This is a genomic window from Mycobacterium sp. G7A2, from assembly GCF_041902445.1.
In the GTDB taxonomy this organism is placed as follows: domain Bacteria; phylum Actinomycetota; class Actinomycetes; order Mycobacteriales; family Mycobacteriaceae; genus Mycobacterium.
Genome location: NZ_CP169251.1, coordinates 4,419,476 through 4,444,219, shown reverse-complemented (window position 1 = coordinate 4,444,219; position 24,744 = coordinate 4,419,476). Strand labels below are relative to the sequence as shown.

At 69.7% G+C, this 24,744-nt stretch carries 22 protein-coding genes; 17 read left to right on the top strand and 5 right to left on the bottom strand.

Annotated elements, in window-relative coordinates; genetic code table 11:
• Positions 1-29: 29 nt before the first annotated feature.
• Positions 30-2,771 (bottom strand): alpha/beta hydrolase fold domain-containing protein, encoded by a 2,742-nt coding sequence (locus tag ACEWX3_RS21045; protein ID WP_374157579.1) that lies wholly within the window; start codon positions 2,769-2,771, stop codon positions 30-32.
• 98 nt (positions 2,772-2,869) lie between these two features.
• On the opposite strand from ACEWX3_RS21045, the gene ACEWX3_RS21040 reads away from it, so the two are divergent.
• The 6 genes from ACEWX3_RS21040 (at position 2,870) to lpqB (ending at position 8,951) form a co-directional block, all read left to right on the top strand.
• Positions 2,870-3,499 (top strand): dTMP kinase, encoded by a 630-nt coding sequence (locus ACEWX3_RS21040; protein ID WP_374157578.1) that lies wholly within the window; start codon positions 2,870-2,872, stop codon positions 3,497-3,499.
• Positions 3,500-3,616: 117 nt separating this feature from the next.
• Positions 3,617-4,294 carry a hypothetical protein gene (locus tag ACEWX3_RS21035; protein WP_374157577.1) on the top strand — a complete coding sequence of 226 codons (678 nt, stop codon included), beginning with the start codon at positions 3,617-3,619 and terminating at the stop codon, positions 4,292-4,294.
• Between the two features lie 349 nt (positions 4,295-4,643).
• Positions 4,644-5,330 carry a two-component system response regulator MtrA gene (mtrA, locus tag ACEWX3_RS21030; protein WP_152516202.1) on the top strand — a complete coding sequence of 229 codons (687 nt, stop codon included), beginning with the start codon at positions 4,644-4,646 and terminating at the stop codon, positions 5,328-5,330.
• Positions 5,327-5,539, top strand: a complete 213-nt coding sequence (locus tag ACEWX3_RS21025; RefSeq protein WP_374157576.1) for a hypothetical protein — start codon at positions 5,327-5,329, stop codon at positions 5,537-5,539. Before mtrA ends, ACEWX3_RS21025 begins: the two co-directional genes overlap by 4 nt.
• A complete protein-coding gene (mtrB, locus tag ACEWX3_RS21020) occupies positions 5,536-7,191 on the top strand; it encodes an MtrAB system histidine kinase MtrB (protein WP_374157575.1) in 1,656 nt (551 codons plus the stop codon). The genes ACEWX3_RS21025 and mtrB overlap by 4 nt, the downstream gene beginning before the upstream one ends.
• Positions 7,192-7,208: 17 nt before the next feature.
• Complete coding sequence (gene lpqB, locus ACEWX3_RS21015) at positions 7,209-8,951, top strand: MtrAB system accessory lipoprotein LpqB (RefSeq protein ID WP_207067773.1); 1,743 nt, start codon at positions 7,209-7,211, stop codon at positions 8,949-8,951.
• Positions 8,952-9,010: 59 nt separating this feature from the next.
• On the opposite strand, the gene ACEWX3_RS21010 is transcribed toward lpqB, so the two are convergent.
• Genes ACEWX3_RS21010 through ACEWX3_RS21000 form a run of 3 tightly spaced genes read right to left on the bottom strand, consistent with a single transcriptional unit; the run spans position 9,011 to position 12,445 of the window.
• Positions 9,011-10,021 (bottom strand): VOC family protein, encoded by a 1,011-nt coding sequence (locus tag ACEWX3_RS21010; protein WP_374157574.1) that lies wholly within the window; start codon positions 10,019-10,021, stop codon positions 9,011-9,013.
• Positions 10,021-10,869, bottom strand: coding sequence for an alpha/beta fold hydrolase (locus tag ACEWX3_RS21005; protein ID WP_207067717.1), 849 nt, complete (start codon positions 10,867-10,869; stop codon positions 10,021-10,023). The genes ACEWX3_RS21010 and ACEWX3_RS21005 overlap by 1 nt, the downstream gene beginning before the upstream one ends.
• Positions 10,870-10,897: 28 nt before the next feature.
• Positions 10,898-12,445 (bottom strand): bifunctional 3-(3-hydroxy-phenyl)propionate/3-hydroxycinnamic acid hydroxylase, encoded by a 1,548-nt coding sequence (locus tag ACEWX3_RS21000; RefSeq protein WP_374157573.1) that lies wholly within the window; start codon positions 12,443-12,445, stop codon positions 10,898-10,900.
• 195 nt (positions 12,446-12,640) lie between these two features.
• Here ACEWX3_RS21000 and ACEWX3_RS20995 point away from each other — a divergent pair, with 195 nt between their 5' ends.
• The 5 genes from ACEWX3_RS20995 (at position 12,641) to ACEWX3_RS20975 (ending at position 16,727) form a co-directional block, all read left to right on the top strand.
• The gene (locus tag ACEWX3_RS20995; protein WP_207067718.1) at positions 12,641-13,420 is read left to right on the top strand and encodes a 2-keto-4-pentenoate hydratase; all 780 of its coding nucleotides are present in this window, start codon (positions 12,641-12,643) and stop codon (positions 13,418-13,420) included.
• A gap of 17 nt (positions 13,421-13,437) precedes the next feature.
• Positions 13,438-14,391 carry an acetaldehyde dehydrogenase (acetylating) gene (locus ACEWX3_RS20990; protein WP_374157572.1) on the top strand — a complete coding sequence of 318 codons (954 nt, stop codon included), beginning with the start codon at positions 13,438-13,440 and terminating at the stop codon, positions 14,389-14,391.
• Positions 14,388-15,401 carry a 4-hydroxy-2-oxovalerate aldolase gene (dmpG, locus tag ACEWX3_RS20985; RefSeq protein ID WP_374157571.1) on the top strand — a complete coding sequence of 338 codons (1,014 nt, stop codon included), beginning with the start codon at positions 14,388-14,390 and terminating at the stop codon, positions 15,399-15,401. The genes ACEWX3_RS20990 and dmpG overlap by 4 nt, the downstream gene beginning before the upstream one ends.
• 120 nt (positions 15,402-15,521) lie before the next feature.
• A complete protein-coding gene (locus ACEWX3_RS20980) occupies positions 15,522-16,172 on the top strand; it encodes a TetR/AcrR family transcriptional regulator (protein WP_374157570.1) in 651 nt (216 codons plus the stop codon).
• Between the two features lie 117 nt (positions 16,173-16,289).
• Positions 16,290-16,727 (top strand): ubiquinol-cytochrome c reductase iron-sulfur subunit, encoded by a 438-nt coding sequence (locus tag ACEWX3_RS20975; RefSeq protein ID WP_374157569.1) that lies wholly within the window; start codon positions 16,290-16,292, stop codon positions 16,725-16,727.
• A gap of 52 nt (positions 16,728-16,779) precedes the next feature.
• On the opposite strand, the gene ACEWX3_RS20970 is transcribed toward ACEWX3_RS20975, so the two are convergent.
• On the bottom strand, positions 16,780-17,520 hold the full coding sequence (locus ACEWX3_RS20970; protein WP_374157568.1) for an IclR family transcriptional regulator: 741 nt from the start codon (positions 17,518-17,520) through the stop codon (positions 16,780-16,782).
• A gap of 135 nt (positions 17,521-17,655) precedes the next feature.
• On the opposite strand from ACEWX3_RS20970, the gene ACEWX3_RS20965 reads away from it, so the two are divergent.
• From ACEWX3_RS20965 to ACEWX3_RS20940, 6 genes are all read left to right on the top strand, one after another.
• Entirely contained in the window at positions 17,656-18,417 is a 762-nt protein-coding gene (locus ACEWX3_RS20965; protein ID WP_374157567.1) for an MIP/aquaporin family protein, read from the top strand.
• Positions 18,418-18,434: 17 nt separating this feature from the next.
• Positions 18,435-19,433, top strand: a complete 999-nt coding sequence (gene dhaK, locus ACEWX3_RS20960) for a dihydroxyacetone kinase subunit DhaK (RefSeq protein ID WP_374157566.1) — start codon at positions 18,435-18,437, stop codon at positions 19,431-19,433.
• Positions 19,434-19,448: 15 nt separating this feature from the next.
• Positions 19,449-20,069: a dihydroxyacetone kinase subunit DhaL gene (gene dhaL / locus ACEWX3_RS20955; protein ID WP_207067775.1), complete on the top strand. Its 621-nt coding sequence runs from the start codon at positions 19,449-19,451 to the stop codon at positions 20,067-20,069.
• 5 nt (positions 20,070-20,074) lie between these two features.
• Positions 20,075-22,498 (top strand): phosphoenolpyruvate--protein phosphotransferase, encoded by a 2,424-nt coding sequence (gene ptsP / locus ACEWX3_RS20950; RefSeq protein ID WP_374157565.1) that lies wholly within the window; start codon positions 20,075-20,077, stop codon positions 22,496-22,498.
• A 183-nt stretch (positions 22,499-22,681) separates the two neighbouring features.
• Positions 22,682-23,512, top strand: coding sequence for a hypothetical protein (locus ACEWX3_RS20945; protein ID WP_374157564.1), 831 nt, complete (start codon positions 22,682-22,684; stop codon positions 23,510-23,512).
• 294 nt (positions 23,513-23,806) lie between these two features.
• Positions 23,807-24,529: a ComF family protein gene (locus ACEWX3_RS20940; protein ID WP_374157563.1), complete on the top strand. Its 723-nt coding sequence runs from the start codon at positions 23,807-23,809 to the stop codon at positions 24,527-24,529.
• The last annotated feature ends 215 nt before the right edge of the window (positions 24,530-24,744 follow it).

Below are 24,744 nucleotides of genomic sequence, written 5' to 3'. Positions count from 1 at the left end.
CTAGGACGCCGGCCTGCAAATCGGGCGCGTTATGCGACGGTCACGGTCGCAATTCGCGCCGAATTCACCTCAGGGAGCAGGCCCAGCTGCCGGTAGACGGTGGACCGCCAGATGGGCGCCTGGGAGTTGATGACGAGGCCGCCCAGCGCCCACCCGTGCAACTGACCGTCACCGATGATCACGGTGAAGTCGGCGTCGGGGTCCTGGGCCAGCAGCTTGTCCCGAAACGCCAGCGCGCCCGGGTAGAGCTGTTCCTGGGTGCCGATGTAGAGCGCCGTCGGCGGCAGCCCCGTCAGGTCGTCGCTGGAGATCGGGTTGACCCGATAGTCGTCCATGTCCAATTCGCCGTTGTAGCCGGGAATTTCGTCGGGATCCCAGCGCGGCAGAATCGGATCGTCGATCGCCTCGACCTCGGGGGTGCGCAAGGTGATGTGCAGGGCAGGGGACACCAGCACCATCCGGGAGGGTTGCGACTCGGTGAGCACGCAGCTGATCGCGGCGCGGCAGCGGCGGATCAACTCCTGCACCGCGAGCACGGCGAACGACCCGCCCGACGAATCGCCGTACACGCTGACGTTGTCCACCCCGTGCTCGTCGATGAGCAGCGACAGATAGTCGGCCATCGGCGGCACCAGTGTCGTCGCCGTGCCGGTGCCCAACGGCGGGGCCAGCGGGTAGATCGGCACCAGCACGGTGGCGCCGGTGTCGCGGGCCATCTGCCCGTAGTCCGACCAGTGCAGAATGTTCGCCTCGGCGGCGAAACCGCCGCCGTGCAGCGCGACGACGTACTCACCGGAGGGCTGCGGCGGCGCGAGCTCCCACACCGTCCAGCCGTTGAACTCGCGCTCGGTGACCGTCAATCCGAGGGTGGCGAGCATCGGCGGGTCGGTACTCGTGACACTGCCGACCACGCCGCTGAACAGGCTGATGCCGGTGGTCTCGGAGAACCAGCGCAGGAACCGCAGCGTGTCGGCGACCAGCCGGTCGCTGTACGACGGCGGCGCGGTGGTGACGGTGCGGGGTCCCGCAGCGACGCCGTTGAGGCCGAGTTGGCGGTAGATGTCGGGCCGCACTGTGGCGGCTTGGGAGTTCGGCGACCCCGCCAGCGCCCAGTCGTGGATCTGGCCCTGCCCCACCACTGTCGACACCGCGCCGCCGGCCACCGACCACTTCTGCTGCAGCGCAAGGGTATCGGGCAAGGCGAATTCGAGTGACCCGACGTACATCGTGGTGCTCGGCAGCGCCGCCAGCACGGCGTCCTCGAAGGACATGACGTTGATCAGCGGATCGGTCAGCGCCAGCCCGGCGGTCCACCTGTCGGCGTCGTTGTAGAAGTCGAGATCATCGAGGTCGAAGACCGGATCGTTGATCTCGCGGAGGGCGGGGTTGGACAGCGTGGCATCCGGGGCGAACGACAGCAACACCATGCTCGCGGGCAGCGGCTTGCCGGCGAGCACGAGCTGGCGGACCGCCGAGAGCGCCAGGATGGGGCCCGCGGAGTCGGCGTAGACGCTGACGTTGTCGGCGCCGTACTCGGAGATCTGGTCGGACAGGAACTGCGCCATCGCCGGCACCACCCTGGTGGCCGATCCGGCCTCGGTGGTGGCCAGCGGGTAGAGCGGGACGATCACCGTGGCGCCGGTGTCGCGGGCCATGGACGTGTAGTCCCGCCAGTGCAGGGCAGTGGGTTCGAGGATGAAACCACCGCCGTGCACCGCCACCACTGCTTTGCCGGTCGGATTGAGCGGCTCGAATTCCCAGACCTTCCAGGTGTTGTCCTCGGAGACTTCGTAGTCGGTCAGCCGGGCGTGCAGGCCGCGGGTCAGAAACGACGGCGGCCGGTCACTGGTGATGGCCTTGGCGAAGGCACTGTAGAGGTCGACACCGATGAGCTTCGAAATGCCTTTCAGCACATAGAGTCCCGCGAGGGCCACTTTGTCGAACAGCGACGGTGGCGCGGTGTAGGTGACGGAGTTCTCCGCCGTGGCCGGGGTGGCGAGCACCTCGGCCGTCGAGTCGGTGCCGGCCGGTGCCGACTGGTGTTTCGCCGCGGGCTCGAGTTCGCGGCGGGCGGCGGCGGTCATGACCCACGCCTGCGGTAATGCCGCGGGGTCCGTCGGGGGTGGGCCGTCACCGTTCGCGGGGGCGGGTCCGACCTCGGAGCCCGCGACGACGGCGACCTCAGTCGCCTGGTTCGCGGACTCGTCGTCGGTCACGTCGGGTTCGGTGGCGGTGCCGACGTCGGTTTCGTCCCCGGTTTCGGTGTCCGTGCCGGTCGCTGTGTCGGCTTCGGTCAGGGCGTCGCCGTTCTCGAGGGCGGCGCTGTCGTCGCCGTCGCCGTCGTCAAGGACGTCGCTGTCGTCACGGGCGGCGCTGTCGTCGCCGTCGACGAGGCCGCTGTCCTCGGCGTCGTCTCGGGAGTCGGCGTCGCTGGCCTCGAACAGGTCGACGCTGTCGCCGTCCGAAGTGAGCTCCTCGGCGTCGTCGGTGACACCCGCGTCGTCGATGACACCCGCGTCGTCGGTGACGCCCGTGTCGTCGACGGGTTGCTCATCGTCCCGGTCGCGACCATGCCGTTGACCGGCCCCCGTCGACCCGGCCCCCGTCGACCCGGCCGACGACGACCCCGCCGACTCTGAGGCCGACGACCCCGCCGACTCTGTGGATCCCGAGGCCGAGGACTCCGAAGCCTTGTCAGCCGATGCGACGCCGCATCCCCAACCGAACACGACCGCTGCCCCGACCCCGGCCACTACCGCGAATTCAGCCACTTTGCCAGTGGCGGCACCTCCCCGCACTCGCACAACTATCGGGCCTCGAGTTCGGATAGGCAAACGTTGCTCGCAGCACCTGCCCTAGGGTTGGCGGCGTGCTCATCGTCATCGAGGGCGTCGACGGCGCAGGCAAGCGGACGTTGACCAACGGACTGCGCGGCGCGTTCGAAGGAGCCGGCCGATCCGTGGCGACCCTGGCCTTCCCGCGGTACGGAGAGTCGGTACCGGCCGATCTGGCCGCCGAAGCGCTGCACGGCCGCCACGGAGACCTCGCCGACTCGGTGTACGCAATGGCCGTGCTCTTCGCGATGGACCGGGCCGGCGCGCGCGAGCAGATCGGGCACCTCATGGCGGCCTACTCCGTCGTCATCCTCGACCGCTACGTCGCCTCGAACGCCGCGTACAGCGCTGCCCGCCTGCACCAGCACGCCGGCGGCGAAGTGGTGTCCTGGGTGCACGACCTCGAATACGGTCGGCTGCGCCTGCCCGTCCCGGATTGGCAACTGCTGCTGGACGTGCCCACCGAGCTGGCCGCCCAGCGCGCCGTCAACCGGGCCGCCGAGGAAGCCGACCGGGCCCGCGACGCCTACGAACGCGACGACGGTCTGCAACGCCGCACCGCGGCGGTGTACACCGAGTTGGCCGCGGCGAACTGGGGCGGGCCCTGGGCCGTGGTGCCGACCGACGTGGACTCCGACGAGCTCGCCGCACGGCTCTCCTGCTGATTTGCTGGCAGTCTGACGGACGTCACGCGCGATCGCGCCCGGCCGCGTACGCTGCGGATCCTGGGGAGTTGCGCAGACTTCTGCGCAGCGGTCGATTCACGGGCACACGGGGGAGCCATGACTTTGACGACTCGGTCGCACACCACGCTGCTGGCGGCGCTGGACGACTACGCGCTGGCACTGGCGTCGGCGGGGGAACGATTCGACCAGGGCCGCTACATCGAGGCGCAGGTCCTGGCAGTGCACGTCCGCAAACTCGTCCACGAGGGGGACACGTCGCGGGCGCTGCTGACCGAGATCGGCTTGCGTGACGTGTTGACCTGGGTGGACACCGGTGGTGTGCCCAACCCGAAAACCGCCAGCTCGGCGGCCTGCCTGACGTTGATGAAGGTGCGCAGCGGCCTGCAGCGCGGCGGCGAATTCGTGCCGAAGCTGGCCCTGTACCCGCCGGCGCCGATCCGCACCCGAAGCGGTGAGCACATCGACCGGGGCTCACGGATCCCGTTCGAGCACTGGTGGACCAACCCCGTCATCAAGGACGCCGACGGCGCCGAGTTCTCGCGTCAACACCTGGTGCTCGCGCTGGCCGACGACTTCGACGACCCCGAGGCCCGCGCGGCTCGCGCGGCGCTGGCGGCGAGCGCTTCGCTGGGGTGGGTGCTGGAGGACGGCGCCTGGTCGGCCGCGACGCCGCCGGCCGCCAGCCCGGTGCTGGCCAGCGTGCGCCAGATCGGGTTCGAGGTGATCCAGACCCTGCGCCAGCAGCGCGACGTCATCCAGGCCGCCCTGAACTGAGCCGCCCGGACCGAGCGCGGCGGTGCCGTCACGCCCGGCTGCGCGCGGTACCTGGGTCGCGTTCGGCTGCGTGAGCGATGCTTCCGTCACGCGCGGCTGCGCGCGGTACCTGGGTCGCGTTCGGCTGCGTGAGCGATGCTTCCGTCACGCGCGGCTGCGCGCTCGTCCCGCCGCGCCCGGCTGTGTGGGCGATGCTTCCGGCATGCGGGGCTCGCTGTGCCATGAGGCCCGCGCGTACGGCTTGCCATGCGATGCTGCCGGCAGGTGCGAGGCAAATACGAACCGAATGCCGGTGAACCCGGACAACGCGCCGTGTGGTATCCGAGGATTATCGCGAACTGGTGACACCATGGACACCATGAGGCAAAGGATCCTGGTCGTCGACGACGACCCTTCGCTCGCCGAGATGCTCACCATCGTGCTGCGCGGCGAGGGTTTCGACACTGCGGTCATCGGAGACGGGACCCAGGCGCTGACGGCGGTGCGTGAACTGCGCCCCGACCTGGTGCTGCTGGATCTGATGCTGCCCGGCATGAACGGCATCGACGTGTGCCGCGTGCTGCGGGCCGATTCCGGTGTGCCGATCGTGATGCTGACCGCCAAGACCGACACCGTCGACGTGGTGCTCGGGCTGGAGTCGGGCGCCGACGACTACGTGATGAAGCCGTTCAAGCCCAAGGAGCTGGTGGCCCGGGTGCGCGCCCGGCTGCGGCGCAACGAGGACGAGCCCGCCGAGATGCTCTCCATCGCTGACATCGACATCGACGTGCCGGCGCACAAGGTGACCCGTCAGGGTGAACAGATCGCGCTGACCCCGCTGGAGTTCGACCTGCTGGTGGCGTTGGCGCGGAAACCGCGCCAGGTGTTTACTCGAGATGTGCTTCTCGAACAGGTGTGGGGTTATCGGCACCCCGCGGACACCCGTTTGGTGAACGTGCACGTCCAGAGGTTGCGGGCCAAGGTCGAGAAGGACCCGGAAAACCCGCAGGTTGTGCTCACGGTTCGAGGAGTGGGATACAAGGCCGGACCTCCGTGATCGGACCGCCCGCGGTCGCCGTGATCGGACCGCCCGCGGTCGCCGTGATCGGACCGCCCGCGGTCGCCGTGATCGGACCGCCCGCGGTCGCCGTGATCGGACCGCCCGCGGTCGCCGTGATCGGACCGCCCGCGGTCGCCGTGATCGGACCGCCCGCGGTCGCCGTGATCGGACCGGCCGGGGCCGTGCCTCCGCGGCGGTCAGCGTGATCTTCGGTTCGCGCCGGCGCATCCACCGGCGGTCGGCACCGCTGGTCCGCGGGCTCGGCGCGCTGGGCCGCGCTATCGGCCTGGCCTGGCGCCGCTCGCTGCAACTACGGGTGGTGTCGCTGACGCTCGGTCTGTCGTTGGCCGTCATCCTGGTGCTGGGCTTCGTGCTGACCAGCCAGATCACCGACCGGATCCTCGAGGTCAAGGTCGGCGCGGCCACCGAGGAGATCGAGCGGGCGCGCACCACCGTCAGCGGCATCGTCGGCGGCGAAGAGACCCGCTCGCTCGACAGCAGCCTGCAGTTGGCGCGCAACACCCTCATCGATCGCAAGGCCGACGCCGGCGCGGGACTGGCCGGCGCGTACGACGCGGTGCTCATCGTCGCCGGGGACGGCCCGCGCGCAGCCACCGCCGCAGGCCCGATCGACCAGATCCCCAACACGCTGCGCGACTTCGTCAAAGCGGGCCAGGTCAGCTACCAGTACGCCACGGTGCACACCGACAGCTTCTCCGGGCCCGCCCTGATCGTGGGCAGCCCGACCCCCGCGACGTCATCGGTGACGAATCTCGAGCTGTACCTGATCTTCCCGCTGAACAACGAAGAGTCCACGATCACGCTGGTGCGCGGCACCATGGCGACCGGCGGCGTGGTGCTGCTGGGGTTGCTCGCCGCGATCGCGCTGCTGGTGGCCCGTCAGATCGTGTTGCCGGTGCGCTCCGCGTCGCGCATCGCCGAACGGTTCGCCGAAGGTCACCTGACCGAGCGGATGCCGGTGCGCGGTGAGGACGACATGGCCCGGCTGGCGGTGTCGTTCAACGACATGGCCGAAAGCCTGCACCGCCAGATCACCCAGCTCGAGGAGTTCGGCAACCTGCAGCGCCGATTCACCTCCGACGTCAGTCACGAACTGCGCACCCCGCTGACCACGGTGCGGATGGCCGCCGACCTGATCCACGACCACGCCGAGGAGCTCGAGCCCTCGCTGCGCCGGTCCATCGAGCTGATGGTCGACGAGCTCGACCGGTTCGAAGGACTACTCAGCGACCTGCTCGAGATATCCCGCCACGACGCCGGCGTCGCCGAACTGGCCGTCGAGGCCATCGACCTGCGCTCCACCGTCAAGAGCGCCCTGGACAACGTCGGCCACCTCGCCGAGGACGCCGGCGTCGACCTGATCGTCGACATGCCGCCTGAGGGGATCATCGCCGAGGTCGACCCGCGCCGCGTCGAACGGATCCTGCGCAACCTCATCGCCAACGCCATCGACCACGCCGAACGCAAACCGGTGCGCATCCGGATGGCCGCCGACGACGACACCGTGGCCGTCACCGTCCGTGACTACGGCGTCGGGTTGCGCCCCGGCGAGGAGAAGCTGGTGTTCAGCCGGTTCTGGCGCTCCGACCCGTCCCGCGTGCGCCGCTCCGGCGGTACCGGCCTGGGGCTGGCGATCAGCATCGAGGACGCGCGGCTGCACCAGGGCCGGCTCGAAGCGTGGGGTGAACCGGGCAAGGGTGCCTGCTTCCGGCTCACGCTGCCGTTGGTGCGAGGCCACAAGGTCACCAGCAGCCCGCTCCCGGTGAAACCGATCGAAAAGCCAGCTGCTCCAAGGCGTCCCGCGCGCGAACGCGAACCCGCCGGGGAGAGCGTGTGACCCGCGCCGTCGTTGCTTTGCTCGCCATCCTGACAGTGGTGGTGGCCGGCTGCGCCGGAGTGCCCAGTTCGTCCTCCCCGCAGGCCATCGGCACCGTGGGCCGTCCCGCCCCGCCCAGCCTGCCCAAACCCACCCCGGGCATGGACCCCGACATCCTGCTGCGCGAATTCCTCAAGGCCACCGCCGATCCCGCGAACCGGCATCTGGCTGCGCGGCAGTTCCTCACCGAATCGGCCTCCAGCGGCTGGGACGACGCCGGCAGCGCACTGCTGATCGACAACGTCGTGTTCGTCGAAACCCGTGAGCCCGAGAAGGTCTCGGTGACGATGCGCGCCGATATCCTCGGCTCCCTCTCGGACATGGGGGTGTTCGAAACCGGCGAGGGGGCGCTGCCCGACCCCGGCCCCATCGAGCTGATCAAGACCTCCGACGGCTGGCGCATCGACACCCTGCCCAACGGGGTGTTCCTGGACTGGCAGCAGTTCCAGGAGACCTACAAGCGCAACACCCTCTACTTCGTCGACCCGACCGGAAAGACCGTGGTGCCCGACCCGCGCTACGTGGCGGTCTCCGAACCCGACCAACTGGCCACCGAACTGGTCAGCAAGCTGATCGCCGGTCCGCGACCGGAGATGGCCAGGACGGTGCGCAACCTGCTCGACGAGCCGCTGAAGCTGAGCGGTCCGGTAACCCGCGCCGACGGCGGCAAGACCGGTGTCGGACGCGGCTACGGCGGCGCGCGGATCGACCTGGAGAACCTGTCCACCACCGACCCGCACAGCCGCCAACTGCTGGCCGCACAGATCATCTGGACCCTGTCGCGGGCCGGCATCAACGGGCCCTACGTCATCAACGCCGACGGCGCCGCGCTCGACGACCGTTTCGCCGACGGATGGACCACCGCCGACGTCGCCGCCACCGACCCCGGCGCGGCCGACGGCGCCGCGGCCGGGCTGCACGCCTTGGTCGGCGGCTCGCTGGTGTCACTCGACGAGAACAGCGCCCCACGGGTTCCCGGCGCGTTCGGGCAGACCCCGGGCCAGGTGGCGGCGGCGCTGTCGCGGTCGGGCCAGGAGGTCGCCTCGGTGGTCGTGCAACGTCCCGGGGCCCCCGACATGGCGTCGTCGCTGTGGGTCGGGCCGATGGGCGGCAGTGCTGCCCAGGTCATGGACGGACGCAGCCTGAGCCGGCCGAGCTGGTCACTCGACGAGTCGATCTGGGTCGTCGTCGACGGACTGAACGTCGTGCGCGCGGTGCAGGACGCCTCCGGCCAGCCCGCCCGCATCCCGGTCGACTCCACCGCCGTGACGGCGCGCTTCCCCGGTGCGATCGCCGAGCTGCAGCTCTCCCGGGACGGCACCCGTGCGGCGATGGTGATCGACGGCCGCGTGATCCTGGCCGGAGTGGAGCAGACCGAGGGCGGCGGATACGCGTTGACCTTCCCGCGCCGGCTGGGTTACGGCCTGGGCAACACCGCAGTCTCACTCGCGTGGCGCACCGGCGACGACATCGTCGTCAGCCGCACCGACCCGCAGCATCCGGTGTCCTACGTCAACCTCGACGGAGTGAACTCCGATGCGTCGAGCCGCAACCTGCTGATGCCGGTGACGACGGTGGCGGCCAACCCGTCGACGGTCTACGTGTCCGACGGGCGCGGGGTGCTGCAGCTGTCCGGCGCATCCGCCGAGGACGGCGATCCGAGCTGGGTGGAGGTGCGCCCGTTGATGGTTGCGGGTGCCAAGCCGGTGCTGCCGGGCTGACACCCGCGGTGAGCCACCACACCCGGCGTTTCAGCCGGGAGGTTTCGCAGACCCCACGGTCAGTCGTCGGCGATACCGGGCGCGGCGAGCTGAGCGACGTCATCCTCGCGGTGCCCCAGTGACCGTGCAGCAACGGCGAACTGGTGGAGTCTGTCGACGACGGTCTGACCCTCGGGCGTGTGGCCCCAGATGCTGATGCCCTGGTGCGTGGTGGGCTCCCACGTGGATTCGTCGACGACGATGGGATTCCAGCCGACCTCCCACTCGAACCCCGACGGCGTCATCGCGTAGTACGACAATTCCTTGTCGTTGGTGTGTTGTCCCACCGACAACGCCATGGGAAAGCCGAGCTGCGTGACCCGCTGATAGGAGGTGAGCATGTCGTCGAGCGTCGAGACCTGGACATTGACGTGTTGCACCCGGGTGCGAATCGGGTTGAGGGGCAGCCTGTTCACCGATGCGATGGCCACCGAGTGGTGGCGTTCGTTGACCCGCAGGAACCGGATCTTGAACTTCAAGCCGTTGATGGTTTCGTCGATGTAGTCCGACAACCGCGCGTCGAACACGTGGCTGTAGTAGCCCCGCACGAGGTGCGGTTTCTTGGTGGTCAGTGCCACGTGACCCAATCCGCCCGCACCGGTGACGAAGCCGCTGCCGGGGATGTCGAGGGGCAGGAGGCCGGTCCGGGCAGTGGTGTAGACCTCCTGAGTCAGACCGTTGGGCCCCGGGAAACACAGGAACTGCTCGACACCGCGCTGCTTGGCCTCGTCGTCCGGACCCTCCGTGCCCGGCACCCCATGGTCGAGTAAGCGGCGCGCGATCTCGTCGAAGGTGCCGTGGTCGTCGAGCTGCCAACCCAGCGCGACGACATCTTCAGCCGGTCCTCGGCGCAGCAGCACTCGGCACTCGTTGGCGTCGAGTCGGAACCGCATGGCGTCAGCGTCCAGCTCATCGACGTGCATGCCGATCGCGTCGCGGGCAAACCGCTTCCAGTCGTCGAACTTCTGTGTCTCTATGACGATGTATCCGAGGTGGACGTTGCCGAACACCGAAGACGGGTGGGAAGACATCACTGTTCTTTCAGGAAGGCGGTCGTCACCGCGTTGAACAGATCGGCCCGCTCCCACTGGACCCAGTGGCCGGTGTTGGCGGTGACCAGCACGTCTGCGTTGGGCATCCGCGTGCCGAGCAGCGTTGCGCCGCCGGGCTTGTTGACCTTGTCGTCGCGGCCCCAGAGGATCAGTGTCGGTGTGGCCAGCGTGCGTAGCCGGCGGTCGCGGCTGAAGTCCATCCGCCACAACGTGCGCAGATCTGCGGGACGCTGCAGCGGCGGATTGGCGACGACCTCGGGGTCGATCGAAGCGCGATAACGGGTTTCGATCAGCGACTCGGGTACCGAATCACCGTCGTAGACGAGATGGTTGCGGATGAAGGCTCGCAGTTTGTCCATGCTCGGACCGTCGCCTCCGTAGTAGGCGAGCAGGCTCTTCAAGCCATCGGTCGGCAGCCCGCGAGTGGTGCCGACCCCGCCCGGACCCATCAACACCAGCCTGTCCACCCGGTGGGGGGTGTCCAGCGCGAGCCGCAAGGCGCACGCCCCGCCGTAGGAATTGCCCACCAGGTGCGCGCGCCCGACTCCGATTTCGTCGAGCATTCCGCGAATGTGGTCGGCGAGGTAGCCGAACGGATCGCGACGATCGACGCCCTTCGTGGAACGTCCGTAGCCCGGCATGTCGGGCACGATCACGCGAAAGTGTTCGGCCAAGGCATCGATGTTGCGGGAGTAGTTCGACACCCCCGATGCCCCCGGGCCGCCGCCGTGCAGCAGAACCACCGGGGTGCCGCTGCCCTTCTCGGCGAGGTAGATCTGCTTGCCGTTCACCCGAACCGTGCGCTCGGTCATGGTGCTGCTGGTCATGTGCGTTTCCTTGACGACGTGCCGGGATTCAGGCCCGGAATCCGGCGGGGGGAGGGGGTAGGGGCTGATCAGGCGAGGCACCGGCGTAGACGAACCCGTCCGGACGCACCGCAACGGCAGTGGCCCGCTTCTTCTCCAGCCAGCGGATCAGCGACCCGTCGGTGTCGACGATGCTGTCCGGAGCGGGCGCCGTGCCGGCCGGGGTGACTCTGAGGGTCGGGACACCGACGGATCGCCAGTCCCGCGAATCCGACGGCGAACCGGTGTACAGGACGGTCCAGCGGCCACCGGTGACGTCGTCGAGGCGGACGGTGTCGTTCTTCTCGTCGACCACCCACGGCTGCGGAATCAGCCACCCTTCGGCACCGTTTCCGCTGTTGGCCACCAGACCGTCGGTGTACCGGGCATCGGGCAGCCACCGATGCTCCCGCAGCCAGTCCAGGAAGTAGGGGAATCTGCTCGCGGTGCGGAAGATGTGGTTGCGTGCCGCGGCCCGGAAGCGGTTGCGCTGGATGATGATCTTGCCGGTCTTCACCGCGCGGTTGGTGACTTCTCTGACGTGCGGGAGCCGCTCGGCCTGGTAGGAGTCCAGGACCGATTCGGGCAGGTTATTCTGCAGCACCGCGCCGAGTTTCCAGCACAGGTTGGCCACGTCCCGGACGCCGGCGCACATGCCCTGGCCGATCCAGGGCGGCATGGCGTGGGCGGCGTCACCAGCCAGAAAGACCCGGCCGACCCGCCACCGGTCGGCGAATCGGACATGGTGGCTGTAGCACGCGAAACCGAGGATCGCGACGTTCTTCTCGCTGATTCCCTGTCCGCGCAGCACTTTCCAGATCTCGGCCTCGTCGAGCAGGTCGCGTTGGTCTTCCTCGTCGCGGACCGGGAACTCCCAGCGGTGGTGGCCGAGCGGAGTCGGGCAGTCGACCGTGGGCCGCTCGGGGTTGCAGTGGAACCGCAGCCGATCGTGGCCCGGCCATTCTTCGATCACCTTGGTGTCGATGACGATCCAGCGCTCGGCGTACGTCCGGCCACTGAACCCGACGCCCAGTTGTGCGCGGATGGCGCTGGACCCGCCGTCGGCGGCGATGACGTAGGAGGCCCGCACGCGCCGGAACTCGTCGACCGTGAGGTCAGCGAGCATCAGCTCGGCATGGTCGGGCTTCTGGACCACGCGCAGGCACTCGTGCTCGAGCAGGACCGAGACGTTCGGGAAACGGTCGACGCCGGCGCGCAGCACTTTCTCCAGCGCGGGCTGATAGATGAACTGCTGCGGCGGATGTCCGTTGCCCCGCGGAGCCGGAAGCAGCTTGACGAACGGGACCCCCTGGGCGTCGACGAAGCTCGCGCCGCAACCGGGCAGCATGTCGGCGTTGAGACGGTCGGCCAATCCCACCTGCTGCCAGATGCGGAGTACCTCTTCGTCGGTGGAGATGGCGCGCGCCCGCGCATAGATGTCGGGGTCGCGTTCGACCACGAGCACGTTGAGGCCCAGCTGGCCCAGCAGGTTGGCGGCGGTCACGCCGACCGGGCCGTAGCCGACGATCGCCACGTCGTACTTCATCGGATCAGTCACGACCGCCACCTTCGTTCGGGCTTGTTAATGTAGCGATCGATACATTAAGTTACTACGGGCGTGATCGTCAACACTTTTCGGAGGAAGCATGATCAAGACCGACACCGGCTCGGACACCCAGAATCGGACACGGCCGACCCGCGGCAGGGTCCTCGACGTCGGCACCCGGCTTCCTGCCCACGGGCACGACCACCGATGAGCGATCAACTGACGCGGGCCGCGGAGCTCCTCTTCGACGCCCACCGTCTCGCCCGCCCGGTCTCGCCGCTGACCCAGTCGTTTCCGGGTCTCACGGTCGGCGACGCCTATGCCATCCAGCGGCTGAACCTGGCGCGCCACCTGCACAGAGGTGCGGTGCAGTGCGGCCACAAGATCGGGCTGACGTCCGCCCCGATGCAGCAGTTGCTCGGCGTCGACGAGCCGGACTTCGGTTACGTCCTCGACGACATGGTGCTCGCCGACGGCGCGGCGGTGCCGACCGGCACGCTGTGCGCACCGCGCGTGGAGCCCGAGGTGGCGTTCCGGATCGGGGTGCCGCTACGGGGGCCGGGGGTGAGCGCCGCCGACGTGATGGCCGCCGCCGAGGCGGTCGCCCCCGCACTCGAGATCGTGGACAGCCGTATCGCCGACTGGCGAATCACCCTCGCGGACACCATCGCTGACAACGCCAGCTCGGGCGCAGTGGTGCTGGGGGAATGGGTCCCGATCGCCGAGGCGCCCCGGCTGCCCGATACCACCGCCACGCTGATGGTCAACGACTCGACAGTGGACACTGGCGAGGGCGCCGCTGTCATGGGGGATCCGGCCGAGGCCGTCGCGTGGCTGGCCAATGCCCTCGCCGCTTACGACATTGCCATCGACGCCGGCCAGTTCGTGATGTCTGGCTCGTACACCACCGCCGCGTTCGTGGTCAGCGGCGACCGCGCGTCGGCGCACCTCAGCGGACTCGGCACCGTCACGGTGGCTTTCGAGTGAGGGACGACAGCGATGCCATGAGCACACAGAAGTATCCGGTGGCCATCATCGGGTCGGGCAACATCGGCACCGACCTGATGATCAAGGTGCTCCGCACGGACGGGCCGCTGGAGATGGCGGCGATGGTCGGCATCGACCCCGGTTCGGATGGCCTTGCCCGGGCGAAGCGCCTGGGTGTGGCGACGTCGTCGGCGGGCGTCGACGGGCTGCTGGCCATGCCGGAGTTCAACGACATCCGGCTGGTGTTCGACGCCACCTCGGCGTCGGCGCATGTCCACCACTGGAACAGGCTGCGCGACAGGGGTGTCCGTGTCCTCGATCTCACGCCCGCGGCGGTCGGACCGTTCTGCGTGCCGGTGGTCAATCTCGACGCGCACATCGACGCGCCCAACCTGAACATGGTGACCTGCGGTGGTCAGGCCACGATCCCGATCGTCGCCGCGGTCAGTGAGGCGGCGCCGGTGTCGTACGCCGAGATCGTGTCGTCGATCTCGGCGAAGTCCGCCGGTCCGGGCACCCGGGCCAACCTCGACGAGTTCATCGAAACCACAGCCACCGCACTGCGAGAGGTCGGAGGAGCACAGCGGAGCAAGACGGTCATCATCCTGAACCCGGCCGACCCGCCGGTCCTGATGCGCAACACGGTCTACTGCCTGGTGGACGGCGAGTGTGATCACGCGGCCATCACAGCGGCCGTCGAGGCGATGGTGGGGCGGGTCAGGCAGTACGTGCCCGGGTACGAGCTCAGGCAGGCGGTGCAGTTCGAAACGTTCGACGTCGACGCCCCTTTGTACATACCGGAGACGGGGAAGTTCACCGGCACCCGCATCACCGCGATGCTTCAGGTGACCGGGGCCGCGCACCACCTGCCGGCGTACGCGGGCAACCTCGACATCATGACGTCGGCCGCGCTCGCCACCGCCGAACGCCTGGCCGAACATTCGACGACGACGATCAGAGCCGCGACATGACCGAGCGGCTCTACGTCAGCGACGTCACGCTGCGTGACGGGATGCACGCGGTGCGCCATCAGTACAGCCTGCGGCAGGCCACCGCGATCGCAGCGGCGCTGGACGCGGCGGGCGTCGACTCCATCGAAGTCGCGCACGGCGACGGGCTGGCCGGCTCCAGTTGCGTCTATGGCTTCGGCGCGCACACCGATCTCGAGTGGATCGAAGCCGTCGCGGGCGTAGTGCGCAGCGCGAAGGTCGCGACGCTCGTGCTGCCGGGCATCGCGACGATCCGTGACCTCGCCGCGGCGCACCGCGCGGGCGCCACCGTGGCCCGCGTCGCGACGCACTGCACCGAGGCCGACATCTCGGCCCGCCACCTCGCTGCCGCACGCGAGATGGACATGGACACTGTCGGTTTCCTGATGATGAGCCACATGACGAGCCCGGTTCACCTCGCCGAGCAGGCTCGATTGATGGAGCGTTACGGCGCCGGCTGCGTCTATGTCGTGGACTCCGGCGGCGCCATGACGATGCGCGACGTCGCCGAGCGGGTCGACGCGGTCCGTCAAACCCTCGACGGCGCAACAGAAATCGGCATCCATGCACATCACAATCTGTCGTTGGGCGTGGCCAACTCCATCGTGGCGGTCGAGCGTGGGGCTCGACGAGTGGACGCCTCTCTCGCCGGCATGGGTGCCGGTGCCGGAAACGCTCCGCTGGAGGTCTTCGTCGCCGCCGCGACCCGGATGGGCTGGCAACACGGGTGCGACCTGCATGCGCTCGAAGACGCCGCCGACGGCCTGGTTCGGCCGCTGCAGGAACGCCCGGTCCGCGTCGACCGCAAGACGCTCACCCTGGGTTACGCCGGGGTGTACTCGAGCTTCCTGCGCCACGCCGAGGCGGCCGCGGAGCGCTTCGGCGTCGACGCCCGAACGCTGCTCGAGGAGGCGGGTCGCCGGGGGCTTGTCGGCGGCCAAGAAGACATCCTCGTCGAGATCGCCCTGGAGCTCACCGACGCGCCGGTGTGAGTGCGCGTCGCACGGCAGTCGGGCGAGTCACAGCGATCGGCCGTCCGTCAGGTCCATTAATGTAGTGATCTCTACAGTGAGCCGAGAACCACTGATCGGCAGCATCGGCGAGGAGACCGCGTGACCGACACTCACCCGGAGAAGCCGTCCGCCAAGCGCGCACGCCGAACCCGCGTCAACGGCGAGCAATCGCGCGAACGCATCCTCGACGCCGCGACCGAAGTCGCCGCCGAGCGGGGTTACGACGGCACCACGATCTCACTGGTGAGCAAGAAGAGCGGGCTGCCGCCCACCTCGATCTACTGGCATTTCGCCGACAAGGACGACTTGATCGCGGCCGTCATCGAGCGCAGCTTCGCGCGCTGGCTGGCCGCACTGGACCTGCCCGGTGGCGAAGAGATCACCGGCCGGGTGCGGGAGCTGGGGCCGCAGGTGGCCAACGCTCTGCTGGACGCGCCGGACTTCCTGCGTCTGGGGCTGATGCTGGCGCTGGAACACCGGCCGGTCGAGCCGCGCGCACGAGAGATGTTCCTGCAGGTCCGCGCGGACGCCTCGCGCCGCTTCGAAGGCATCGTCCGCGAGTTGGCGCCCGAGCTCGACGAGGAGCAGGCACAGCTGATCGCCACCTACGCGATCGCGGGCGCCGACGGGCTGTTCATCGCCAGGGAGGTCGGCGGGGACTCGGTGGACCTGATCAGGCTTTTCGAGCTGCATGCCCGCGTGGTCTTCGAAGTCGCCCACACGTTGGTGACGTCCGCGGGACCGTCGTAGGGCGATACCGGGGGCGCGTTGTTGCCGATTGCGCGTGCGAAGACGGGTCTGCCTGGCCGACACTGGTCCTGCCGCGCGGTACAGCCCATCGGCGGCCAGCCCACCGAAAGGTCAGTGATGGAGATCCACGACGTGCAGATTCCGCGCAAAACCGTGCTCGCCGGCTTCGGCGCGGGGGCCGCGGCGGTGACGCTGGCGGCCTGCTCGAGCGGAGACTCCGCGCCCGACCCCGACGCCGGGGCGGACGCCAGCCCGGGTGGTGATGCCTCGGCCGCGCCGGAGGCGCTCACCTCGACCGCCGACGTTCCCGTCGGGTCCGGGGTGATCGTCGGCGACGTCGTCGTGACCCAGCCCGTCGCAGGGGATTACCAGGCCTTTTCGGCGGTCTGCACGCATTCGGGCTGTCTGATCAACCAGGTCGCCGACGGCACCATCAACTGTCCATGCCACGGCAGCAAGTTCAGTCTCGACGGCCAGGTGGTCAACGGGCCGGCAGCCCGGCCGCTCACTCCGGTGTCGGTCGAGGTGCAGGGGGATTCGATCGTCCTGACCTGACGGCGCGTCACGTGCGCGGCTGACACGGGCGTGAACGCCACGGGAGTGCCCGTCACGTCCGGGGCGGCCACACCGGGGCGCCCAGCTCGCGCGACACGGTGCGTGCGGTGTCCCGCAACGCGTCGACCGCCTCGGTCGGCAGCGGCCAGCGGCCGGCGGGCACCACCAGGCTGATCGCGCCGGCCGGCTGTTCGGTGGTGTCGAAAACCGTTGCCGCCAGAGCGCATTCCCCGAGAATCGCTTCCTCGACTTCGCTGGCGATGCCGGTGGCACGGACCTCGACCAGCTGCTCGGCCAACGTCGCCGGGTCGGTGATGGTGTCACCGGTCATGCTGCGCAGCGGCCCGGTCAGCGCTTCGGGGGAGAACGCCAGCAACGCCTTCCCCAGTGCGCTGGCATGGGCGGGAATGACGATGCCGACCTCCGGCATCTGACGGGTACCGTCAGGCCGGGGCTCGTGGGCCACCACCACCACCTCATCGCGCAGCAGCACCGCGGTGCGCACCGCGCAGCCGGTGCGCCGGGCCAGTCCCTCGGCCCAGATCGCCACCCGCGATCGCAGTTCCAGCGTGTCGAGGTAGACGTTGCCGAGTCGCAGCGTCGCCGGGCCCAACCGGTAACGGCCGGAGTCGGCTTCCTGCTGGACCATGCCGTGGGCCAACAACGTGCGCACCAGGCCGTGCACGGTGGATGGAGCCAGGTCGATGGCGGTGGAGATCTCGCCGAGGCTCATCCGGCGACCGCCGCCGAGAACGGCCAGGATGCGCAACGCGCGGTCCACCGCCTGGATCATCAGCGCGCCACCCCTCCCAAAACCACCCTTGTGTCCACCGAAGCATAGGCGTATGGTCCAGATCACATTCGATAATGTCGAATGACATACGAGATAGTCGAGCAGCACTCAGTTCAGACTCAACGGAGAGCAAGCATGGACGAGCCATCCCTCACCCAGAAACTGGCCGCCGAAGCGCTCGGTACCGCCTTCCTGGTGTTCATCGGAGTGGGGTCGGTGCCGGCGACGATCATCGTCAACGGCGACGCCCCGTTCACGATGGCCGACCTGGGCATGATCTCCTTCGCGTTCGCCACCGTGGTGGTGGCGACCGTCTACGCGCTGGGCCACATCAGCGGCAACCACATCAACCCGGCCGTCACGGTGGGCCTCGCCGTCACGGGCAAGTTCCCCTGGTCGCGGGTGCCGGCCTACCTCACCGCCCAGGTGGTCGGCGCCATCGCCGGCGCCGCGGCGATCATCGGCGTGCTGGGTCTGGCTGCGCGTGACGCCGGCCTCGGCGTCGCCACCTACGCTCCCGAAATCAGCCCAGCTCAGGCCTTCTTCGCCGAGTTCATCGGTACGTTCATTCTTGTGTTCACCGTGTTCGGCGTGATCCACCGCAAGGCCTCGGTCGGGTTCGCGGGCGTCGCGATCGGCCTCGTGGTGTTCGCCGCGATCATCCCCGTGGCGCCCACCACCGGTGCGTCGATCAATCCGGCCCGCACCCTCGGCCCGATGCTGGTGCAGCAGCTCGCCGGCGGCACCGTGCAGTGGAACCAGCTGCCCGTCTACCTCAGCGCCGAACTGCTCGCCGGCGTGCTTGCTGCCCTGGCCTACGTCGCAATTTCCCGCACCCGCGCCGACACTGCACCGGCAGCAGTGCCCGAACCCGCCGCCACACCCACCACCGCCTGACCTCGAGGAGCCACACCATGAAGAAGCTGATCAACGACCCGGCCGACGTCGTCGCCGAGGCCCTGCGCGGAATCGCCATCGCCCACCCCGAGCTGCGCGTCGACCACACCCACCGCATCGTCTACCGCGGCGACGCCCCCGTTTCGGGAAAGGTGGGCCTGATCTCCGGTGGCGGCTCCGGGCACGAACCGCTGCACGGCGGCTTCGTCGGTCCCGGAATGCTCGACGCCGCCTGTGCCGGTGAGGTTTTCACCTCACCAGTACCCGACCAGATGCTCGAAGCAACCCGCGGCGTCAACGGCGGCGCCGGCGTGGTGCACATCGTCAAGAACTACACCGGTGACGTGATGAACTTCGAGATGGCCGCGGAACTGGCCATGGCCGAGGATATCCCGGTGGAGTCGGTGATCGTCGACGACGACGTCGCCGTGCAGGACAGCACCTTCACCGCCGGGCGACGCGGAGTCGGCGCTACGGTCCTGGTGGAGAAGCTGGCCGGCGCCGCCGCCGACCAGGGCCGCCCGCTGGCCGATGTGGCCGACGTCGCGCGTCGCGTCAACGCCGCCTCCCGCAGCATGGGCGTGGCGCTCACCTCGTGCACCGTGCCCGCCGTCGGACACCCCACGTTCGAACTGTCCGACTCGGAAATGGAAGTGGGCATCGGAATCCACGGCGAACCGGGCCGCGAACGCATGCCGATCCGGCCCGCCCGTGAAGTCGCCGAACTGATCTGCGAACCGATCCTCGCCGACCTCGACTTCGCCGGCCCGGACGGCGCCATCGTGTTCGTCAACGGAATGGGCGCCACGCCGCTGCTCGAGCTCTACGTGATGTACGCCGAAGTGGCTGCCATCCTGGAGAAGTCGGGCGTGCAGATCGCCCGCTCGCTGGTCGGCCCGTTCATCACCAGCCTGGACATGGCCGGATGTTCGGTGACGCTGCTGCGTGCCGACGACGACCTGCTGAGGTTGTGGGACCACCCGGTGAACACACCGGCACTGCGGAAGGGCTGCTGAATGACTCAGGCGGACATCGACGTCACCACTCTGACCGACTGGATCCGGGAGTATGCGCGCGTGATCGGCGAAAACGCCGGCTATCTCACCGATCTCGACGCGGCCATCGGCGACGCCGACCACGGCACCAACATGGAACGCGGCATGAGCGCCGTCGTCGCGGCGCTCGACGAGACCCCCGCGCCGGACCCCGCCGCGCTCGCCAAGAAAGTCGGGATGACGCTGGTGAGTTCGGTCGGCGGAGCCAGCGGTCCGCTGTACGGGACGTTCTTCCTGCGGATGGCCACCGCGCTGGCAGACGGCGCGAGCGCGACCGACTTCGCCAAGGCGCTGCGCGCCGGGGTGGACGGGGTGGTGCAGCGCGGGCGCGCCGAGGCCGGCGACAAGACCATGTTCGACGCACTGGCTCCCGCGCTGGACACCCTCGATGCCGAACTGGCAGCAGGATCCGGTCTGGCGGCTGCGCTGGTCGCCGCCGAGGCGGCCGCGGTGGCCGGGCGCGACGCCACCGAAGCGATGGTCGCACGCAAGGGTCGCGCCTCCTACCTCGGTCAGCGCAGCGTCGGGCACATCGACCCGGGCGCGGCCTCGTCGGCGATGCTGATCGGCGCGGCGGCAACGGCATTCGGGGCGTGACCGCGATGGCGCCCGTCGGACTGGTCGTCGTCTCCCACAGCCGAGCGCTGGCTCGCGCCGCGGTCGCGCTGGCCCAGGAGATGGTGCACGGCAAGCAACTTCGCATCGCCGTCGCCGCAGGCCTCGACGAAACCACCTTCGGCACCGATGCCGCGCAGATCGTCGACGCCATCACCTCCGCCGAGCAGGGTGCCGGCGTGGTGGTGCTGATGGACCTGGGCAGCGCCGTGCTGTCGGCCGAACTCGCTCTGGAGTTGATTGACGACGACGTCCGCGATCGGGTGGTGCTGTGCCCGGCGCCGCTGGTCGAGGGTCTGGTGGTGGCCGCGGTGGCCGCCGCCGGTGGCGCCACGATCGACGAGGTCGTCGCCGAGGCCGGCGGGGCATTGGCCGGCAAGGCCGGACAGCTGGGTGAGGTCGCCGACGCGGGCGCCGCGGGCACTCCGGCCGACGACGGCCTGGTCGGCACCTTCACCGTCGAGAACCCGCACGGCCTGCACGCCCGCCCCGCTGCCCGGCTGGTACAGGAGGTCCGTCACCGCGACACCCGCGTACTCCTGCGAAATGTGCGCACCGACTCCGAATGGGTCGACGCCACAAGCCTTTCCAAGATCGCCACGCTGGGCGTCAGAAAGGGCGACACCGTCGAGCTGCGGGTCTCGGGTAGCCGGGCCGCCGAGACGCTCGAGCATGTGCTGGCGCTGGCCGCCCGCAATTTCGACGAATCCGCCGAATCGGCCACTGCTGTGGCAAGTGCGCCCGTGGCCCGGCAACCCATAGGCGCGGTGGCAGGGCTGGGCATCGGTCCGGCCCGGTCGGCCCGGCAGAGCCCCATCGAGGTGCCCGACGAACCCGCCGCCGACCCCGCAACCGAGTGGCGACGGCTCGGCAAGGCGATCGCCACCGTCCGTCGCGACATCAGCGCTCAGCGCGCCCACACCGCCCGCGACGTCGGGGAGGCCGAGGCAGGGATCTTCGACGCCCACCTCCTGCTGCTCGACGACGCCGAACTGCTCGACGCCGCCCGCGCCCGCATCGACGACGGCTCGTCGGCCGCCGCCGGTTGGTCGGCCGCGGTCAGCGCACTGGCGGGCAGGTTCGCCGCCCTGACCGACCCGTACCTGCAGGCCCGCGCCGCCGACGTCACCGCCGTCGGTGACCAGGTGTTGCGGGCGATGCTCGGCGTCGCGCCGGGAACGGCGGGCAGCGGCGTCCTGATCGCCGACGACCTGACCCCCGGAGAAGCGGCCGCCCTGGACCCAGCCCAGGTGGTCGCGGTAGTGATGGCCTACGGCAGTCCCCACGCCCACAATGTGATCCTGCTGCGCGCCAAGAACATTCCCACGATTGTCGGTGCAGGACCCGACGTGTTGACGGTCGCCGAGGGCGCCACCGTCGCCGTCGACGGCACCCGCGGTGAGTACCTGGTCGACCCGCCCGCCGACGTCCGCGCCCGGTTCCTCGAGCAGGTGCATGTGCTCGAGGACCGCCGCCGCGCTGCCCACGCCCGGTCGGACCGGCCTGCCGTCACCACCGACGGCGTCACCGTCGGCGTCGGCGCCAACATCGGCTCGGTCGACGACGCGCGGGCCGCCGCCGCCCACGGCGCCGACTTCGCCGGGCTGGTCCGGACCGAATTTCTGTTCCTCGGCCGGCCTGATGCACCCAGCGTCGACGAACAGGTGGCCGTCTACCGCAAGATCGCCGAAGCTCTCGACGGCCGGCGGGTCACCCTGCGCACCCTCGACGTCGGGGGGGACAAGCCGCTGGAGTTCGCGCCCGGGCCGGCCGAGCTCAACCCGTTCCTGGGCGTCCGGGGCATCCGAATGTCGTTGCAGCACCCGCAGCTGTTGTCCGACCAGTTGTTGGCGATGGCGCTGGTGGCCCAGCACACCCCCGTCAGCGTGATGTTCCCGATGGTCAGCACGCTCGACGAGTTGCTCGCCGCGCGCCAGTTGCTCGACGACGCCGTCGCGAAGGCCGGGCCCGCTCCCGCCGGTCTCCAGGTCGGGATCATGATCGAAGTTCCTGCCGCCGCGCTGAAGTCCGCGGCGCTGGCGCCCCACGTGGACTTCATGTCGATCGGCACCAACGACCTGACCCAGTACGCGTTGGCCGCCGACCGCGGCAACGACGCGGTGGCCACGATCGGTGACTCCTACGACCCGGGGTTGCTTGCCCTGATCCGCGCCACGTGCGCGGGCGCGCAGGGACGGACGTCGGTGTCGGTGTGTGGGGAGTTCGCCGCCGACGAACGTGCCGCCGGGCTGCTGATCGGGCTGGGCGTCGACGCGCTGTCGGTCGCCCCGCCCGCGGTGCCCGCGGTCAAGGAGGCGGTGCGGGCCGTCGACCGGGCGGCGGCCCAGGAGTTGGCCGTGCGTGCGGTGGCCGCGGAGTCCGCCGATGGGGTGCGGGAGCTGCTCGGGTAGTCGGCTGGGTGCGGCGATGGGTGCGGGAGGTGCTCGGGTTGTCGCCGTGGTTGGCGGCGCGGTGCATGGGTGCGGGAGGTGCTCGGTGGTCGCCGAGCGTGAACTGGTTGCGATTTCCGGTCCGTCTTTTCGCACAGGTTTCACAATCGGCGGCATGTCGGTAGTCGCGAGCACACTCGCGGCATGGGGGAGCCCTTCATCGGCAGTGAGGCGGTCCGGTCAGGCCGGTTGACACCGTATGCACTCCGCAGCCGCTACCGCACGCTCCTGCCCGGGGTGTATCTGGCGGCCGACGCCGAGATCACCCGCGCCAAAGCCGGCTGGCTGTGGACGGGGCGCGCGGGCGTCGTCGCAGGTCAGTCCGCCGCCTCGCTTCACGGCGCGAAGTGGGTCGACGCCCGCCGTCCCGCCGAAGTTCTGTGGAGCAACAGACATGCGCCGCGCGGGGTCACCGTCTGGTCCGCCAGCGTCGCCGACGACGAGCTCGAGGTGGTCCGAGGGGTGCGGGTCACGACGCCCGAGCGCACCGCCCTCGACATCGCGTGCCGGTATCCGCTGGGCCGAGCCGTCGCGGCCGTCGACGCGTTGGCCCGCGCCACCAAGCTCAAGCTCGCCGACGTCGAGATGCTCGCCGAACGCCACAGGGGGCGTCGCGGCATCCGTCGTGCCCGCGAGGCGCTCGACCTGGTCGACGCAGGGGCTGAATCGCCCCAGGAGACCCGCATCCGGCTGCTGTTGATCCGAGCCGGCTTCCCGCGCCCGGAGACTCAGATCCCGGTCTACGACGACTACGGCGGTCTGATCGCCGAGCTCGATATGGGCTGGCGGGACACGATGATCGCGGTCGATTACGAAGGTGACCACCACCGCAGGACGCCCCGGGAGTTCAACAAGGGGATTCGTCGCCACGACGCTGTCACCGAACGTGGCTGGGACGACATCCGGGTGACCTCTGCGGACACCGACGGCGGGATCGTGGCGAGGGTGAGGACGGCGTGGCAACGCCGAGCGTGAACTCTGTGCGAAAAGTCGGCCCGGATATCGCAGAGGATTCACTCTCGGCGAGGGGACCGCAGAGGATTCACGCTCGGCGGGGGGACGTGGTGAGGGTGAGGCGAACGCGGGGCCACCCCGGGCTCTGCCGAGCCGAACGCCGCGGGCACCCGGGGCACCGCCGACGCGAAGGCGGAGGCGGCCGGCGCGGAAGGCGCCCGGAGCTCTGCCGCGGGCACGTGTGGGCACCCGGGGCTCTTCCGACGCGAAGGCGGAGGCGGCGGCCGGCGCCGAAGGCGCCAGGAGGGAGGACAGATGCTCGATCTGATGCTGCCGCTGCAATGCGGCGGGTGCGGCGCCCCCGCGACGCCGTGGTGCGCGGAGTGCGAGCGCGCGCTGACCGTCCAGCCCGACGAACCCCATCTCGTCACGCCCCGGATCGATCCCGGCGTACCCGTGCTGTCGCTCGGGCGCTACGCCGGACCACGCCGCAAGGCGATCGTCGCGGTCAAGGAGCACGGCCGCACCGACCTGATCCGACCGCTCGCCCATGCGCTGCACGACGGTCTGGTGCATCTGCTGACCTGGGGAATCCTCGGAAGCCCCCTGGCGGTGGTGCCCGCGCCCACCAAGCGGTCGTCGGCCCGCAAGCGCGGCGGTGACCCCATCAGCCGCATCGCCCAACTCGCCGTCGCGAGTCCCGACCTGAGCGCTGTCGCCGGCACACACCCGGATGCTGTCGCCGGCCCCGACCTGAGCGCCGTCGCGAGTCCCGACCTGTGCGCCGTCGCCGGCACCGGCCTGAGCATCGTCGCGGCACTGCGCCTCAAGGCATTCACCCGCGACTCGGTGGGCCTGTCCAGCGCCGGCCGTCAGCGCAACATCGCCGGCCGGGTCCGCCGCGTCAGAGCCGTCGACGGGCCCGTGCTGCTGGTCGACGACATCGTCACCACCGGCGCCACGGCGGCCGAATCCGTCCATGTCCTGCAAACCGGCGGAGCCCACGTGGTCGCCGTGCTCGCGCTGGCGAACGCCTAGCCGCGATTACCCCGAGATCAACCCGGCATGAAGAACTGAAAACAGGTCTGCCGAATTAGTGGCACGAACACGTGAACTCGGACTACCGTCGGCACCAACGAACCGTGAACAACTCACGGCGGCGCTCCTGTAGGTGACGCGCCGGTATCGCGCCAGCGGTAGGAGGTGAGTCCTCGACACCTTGCACCGGCGAGCGGCGCGACCACATATGCCCC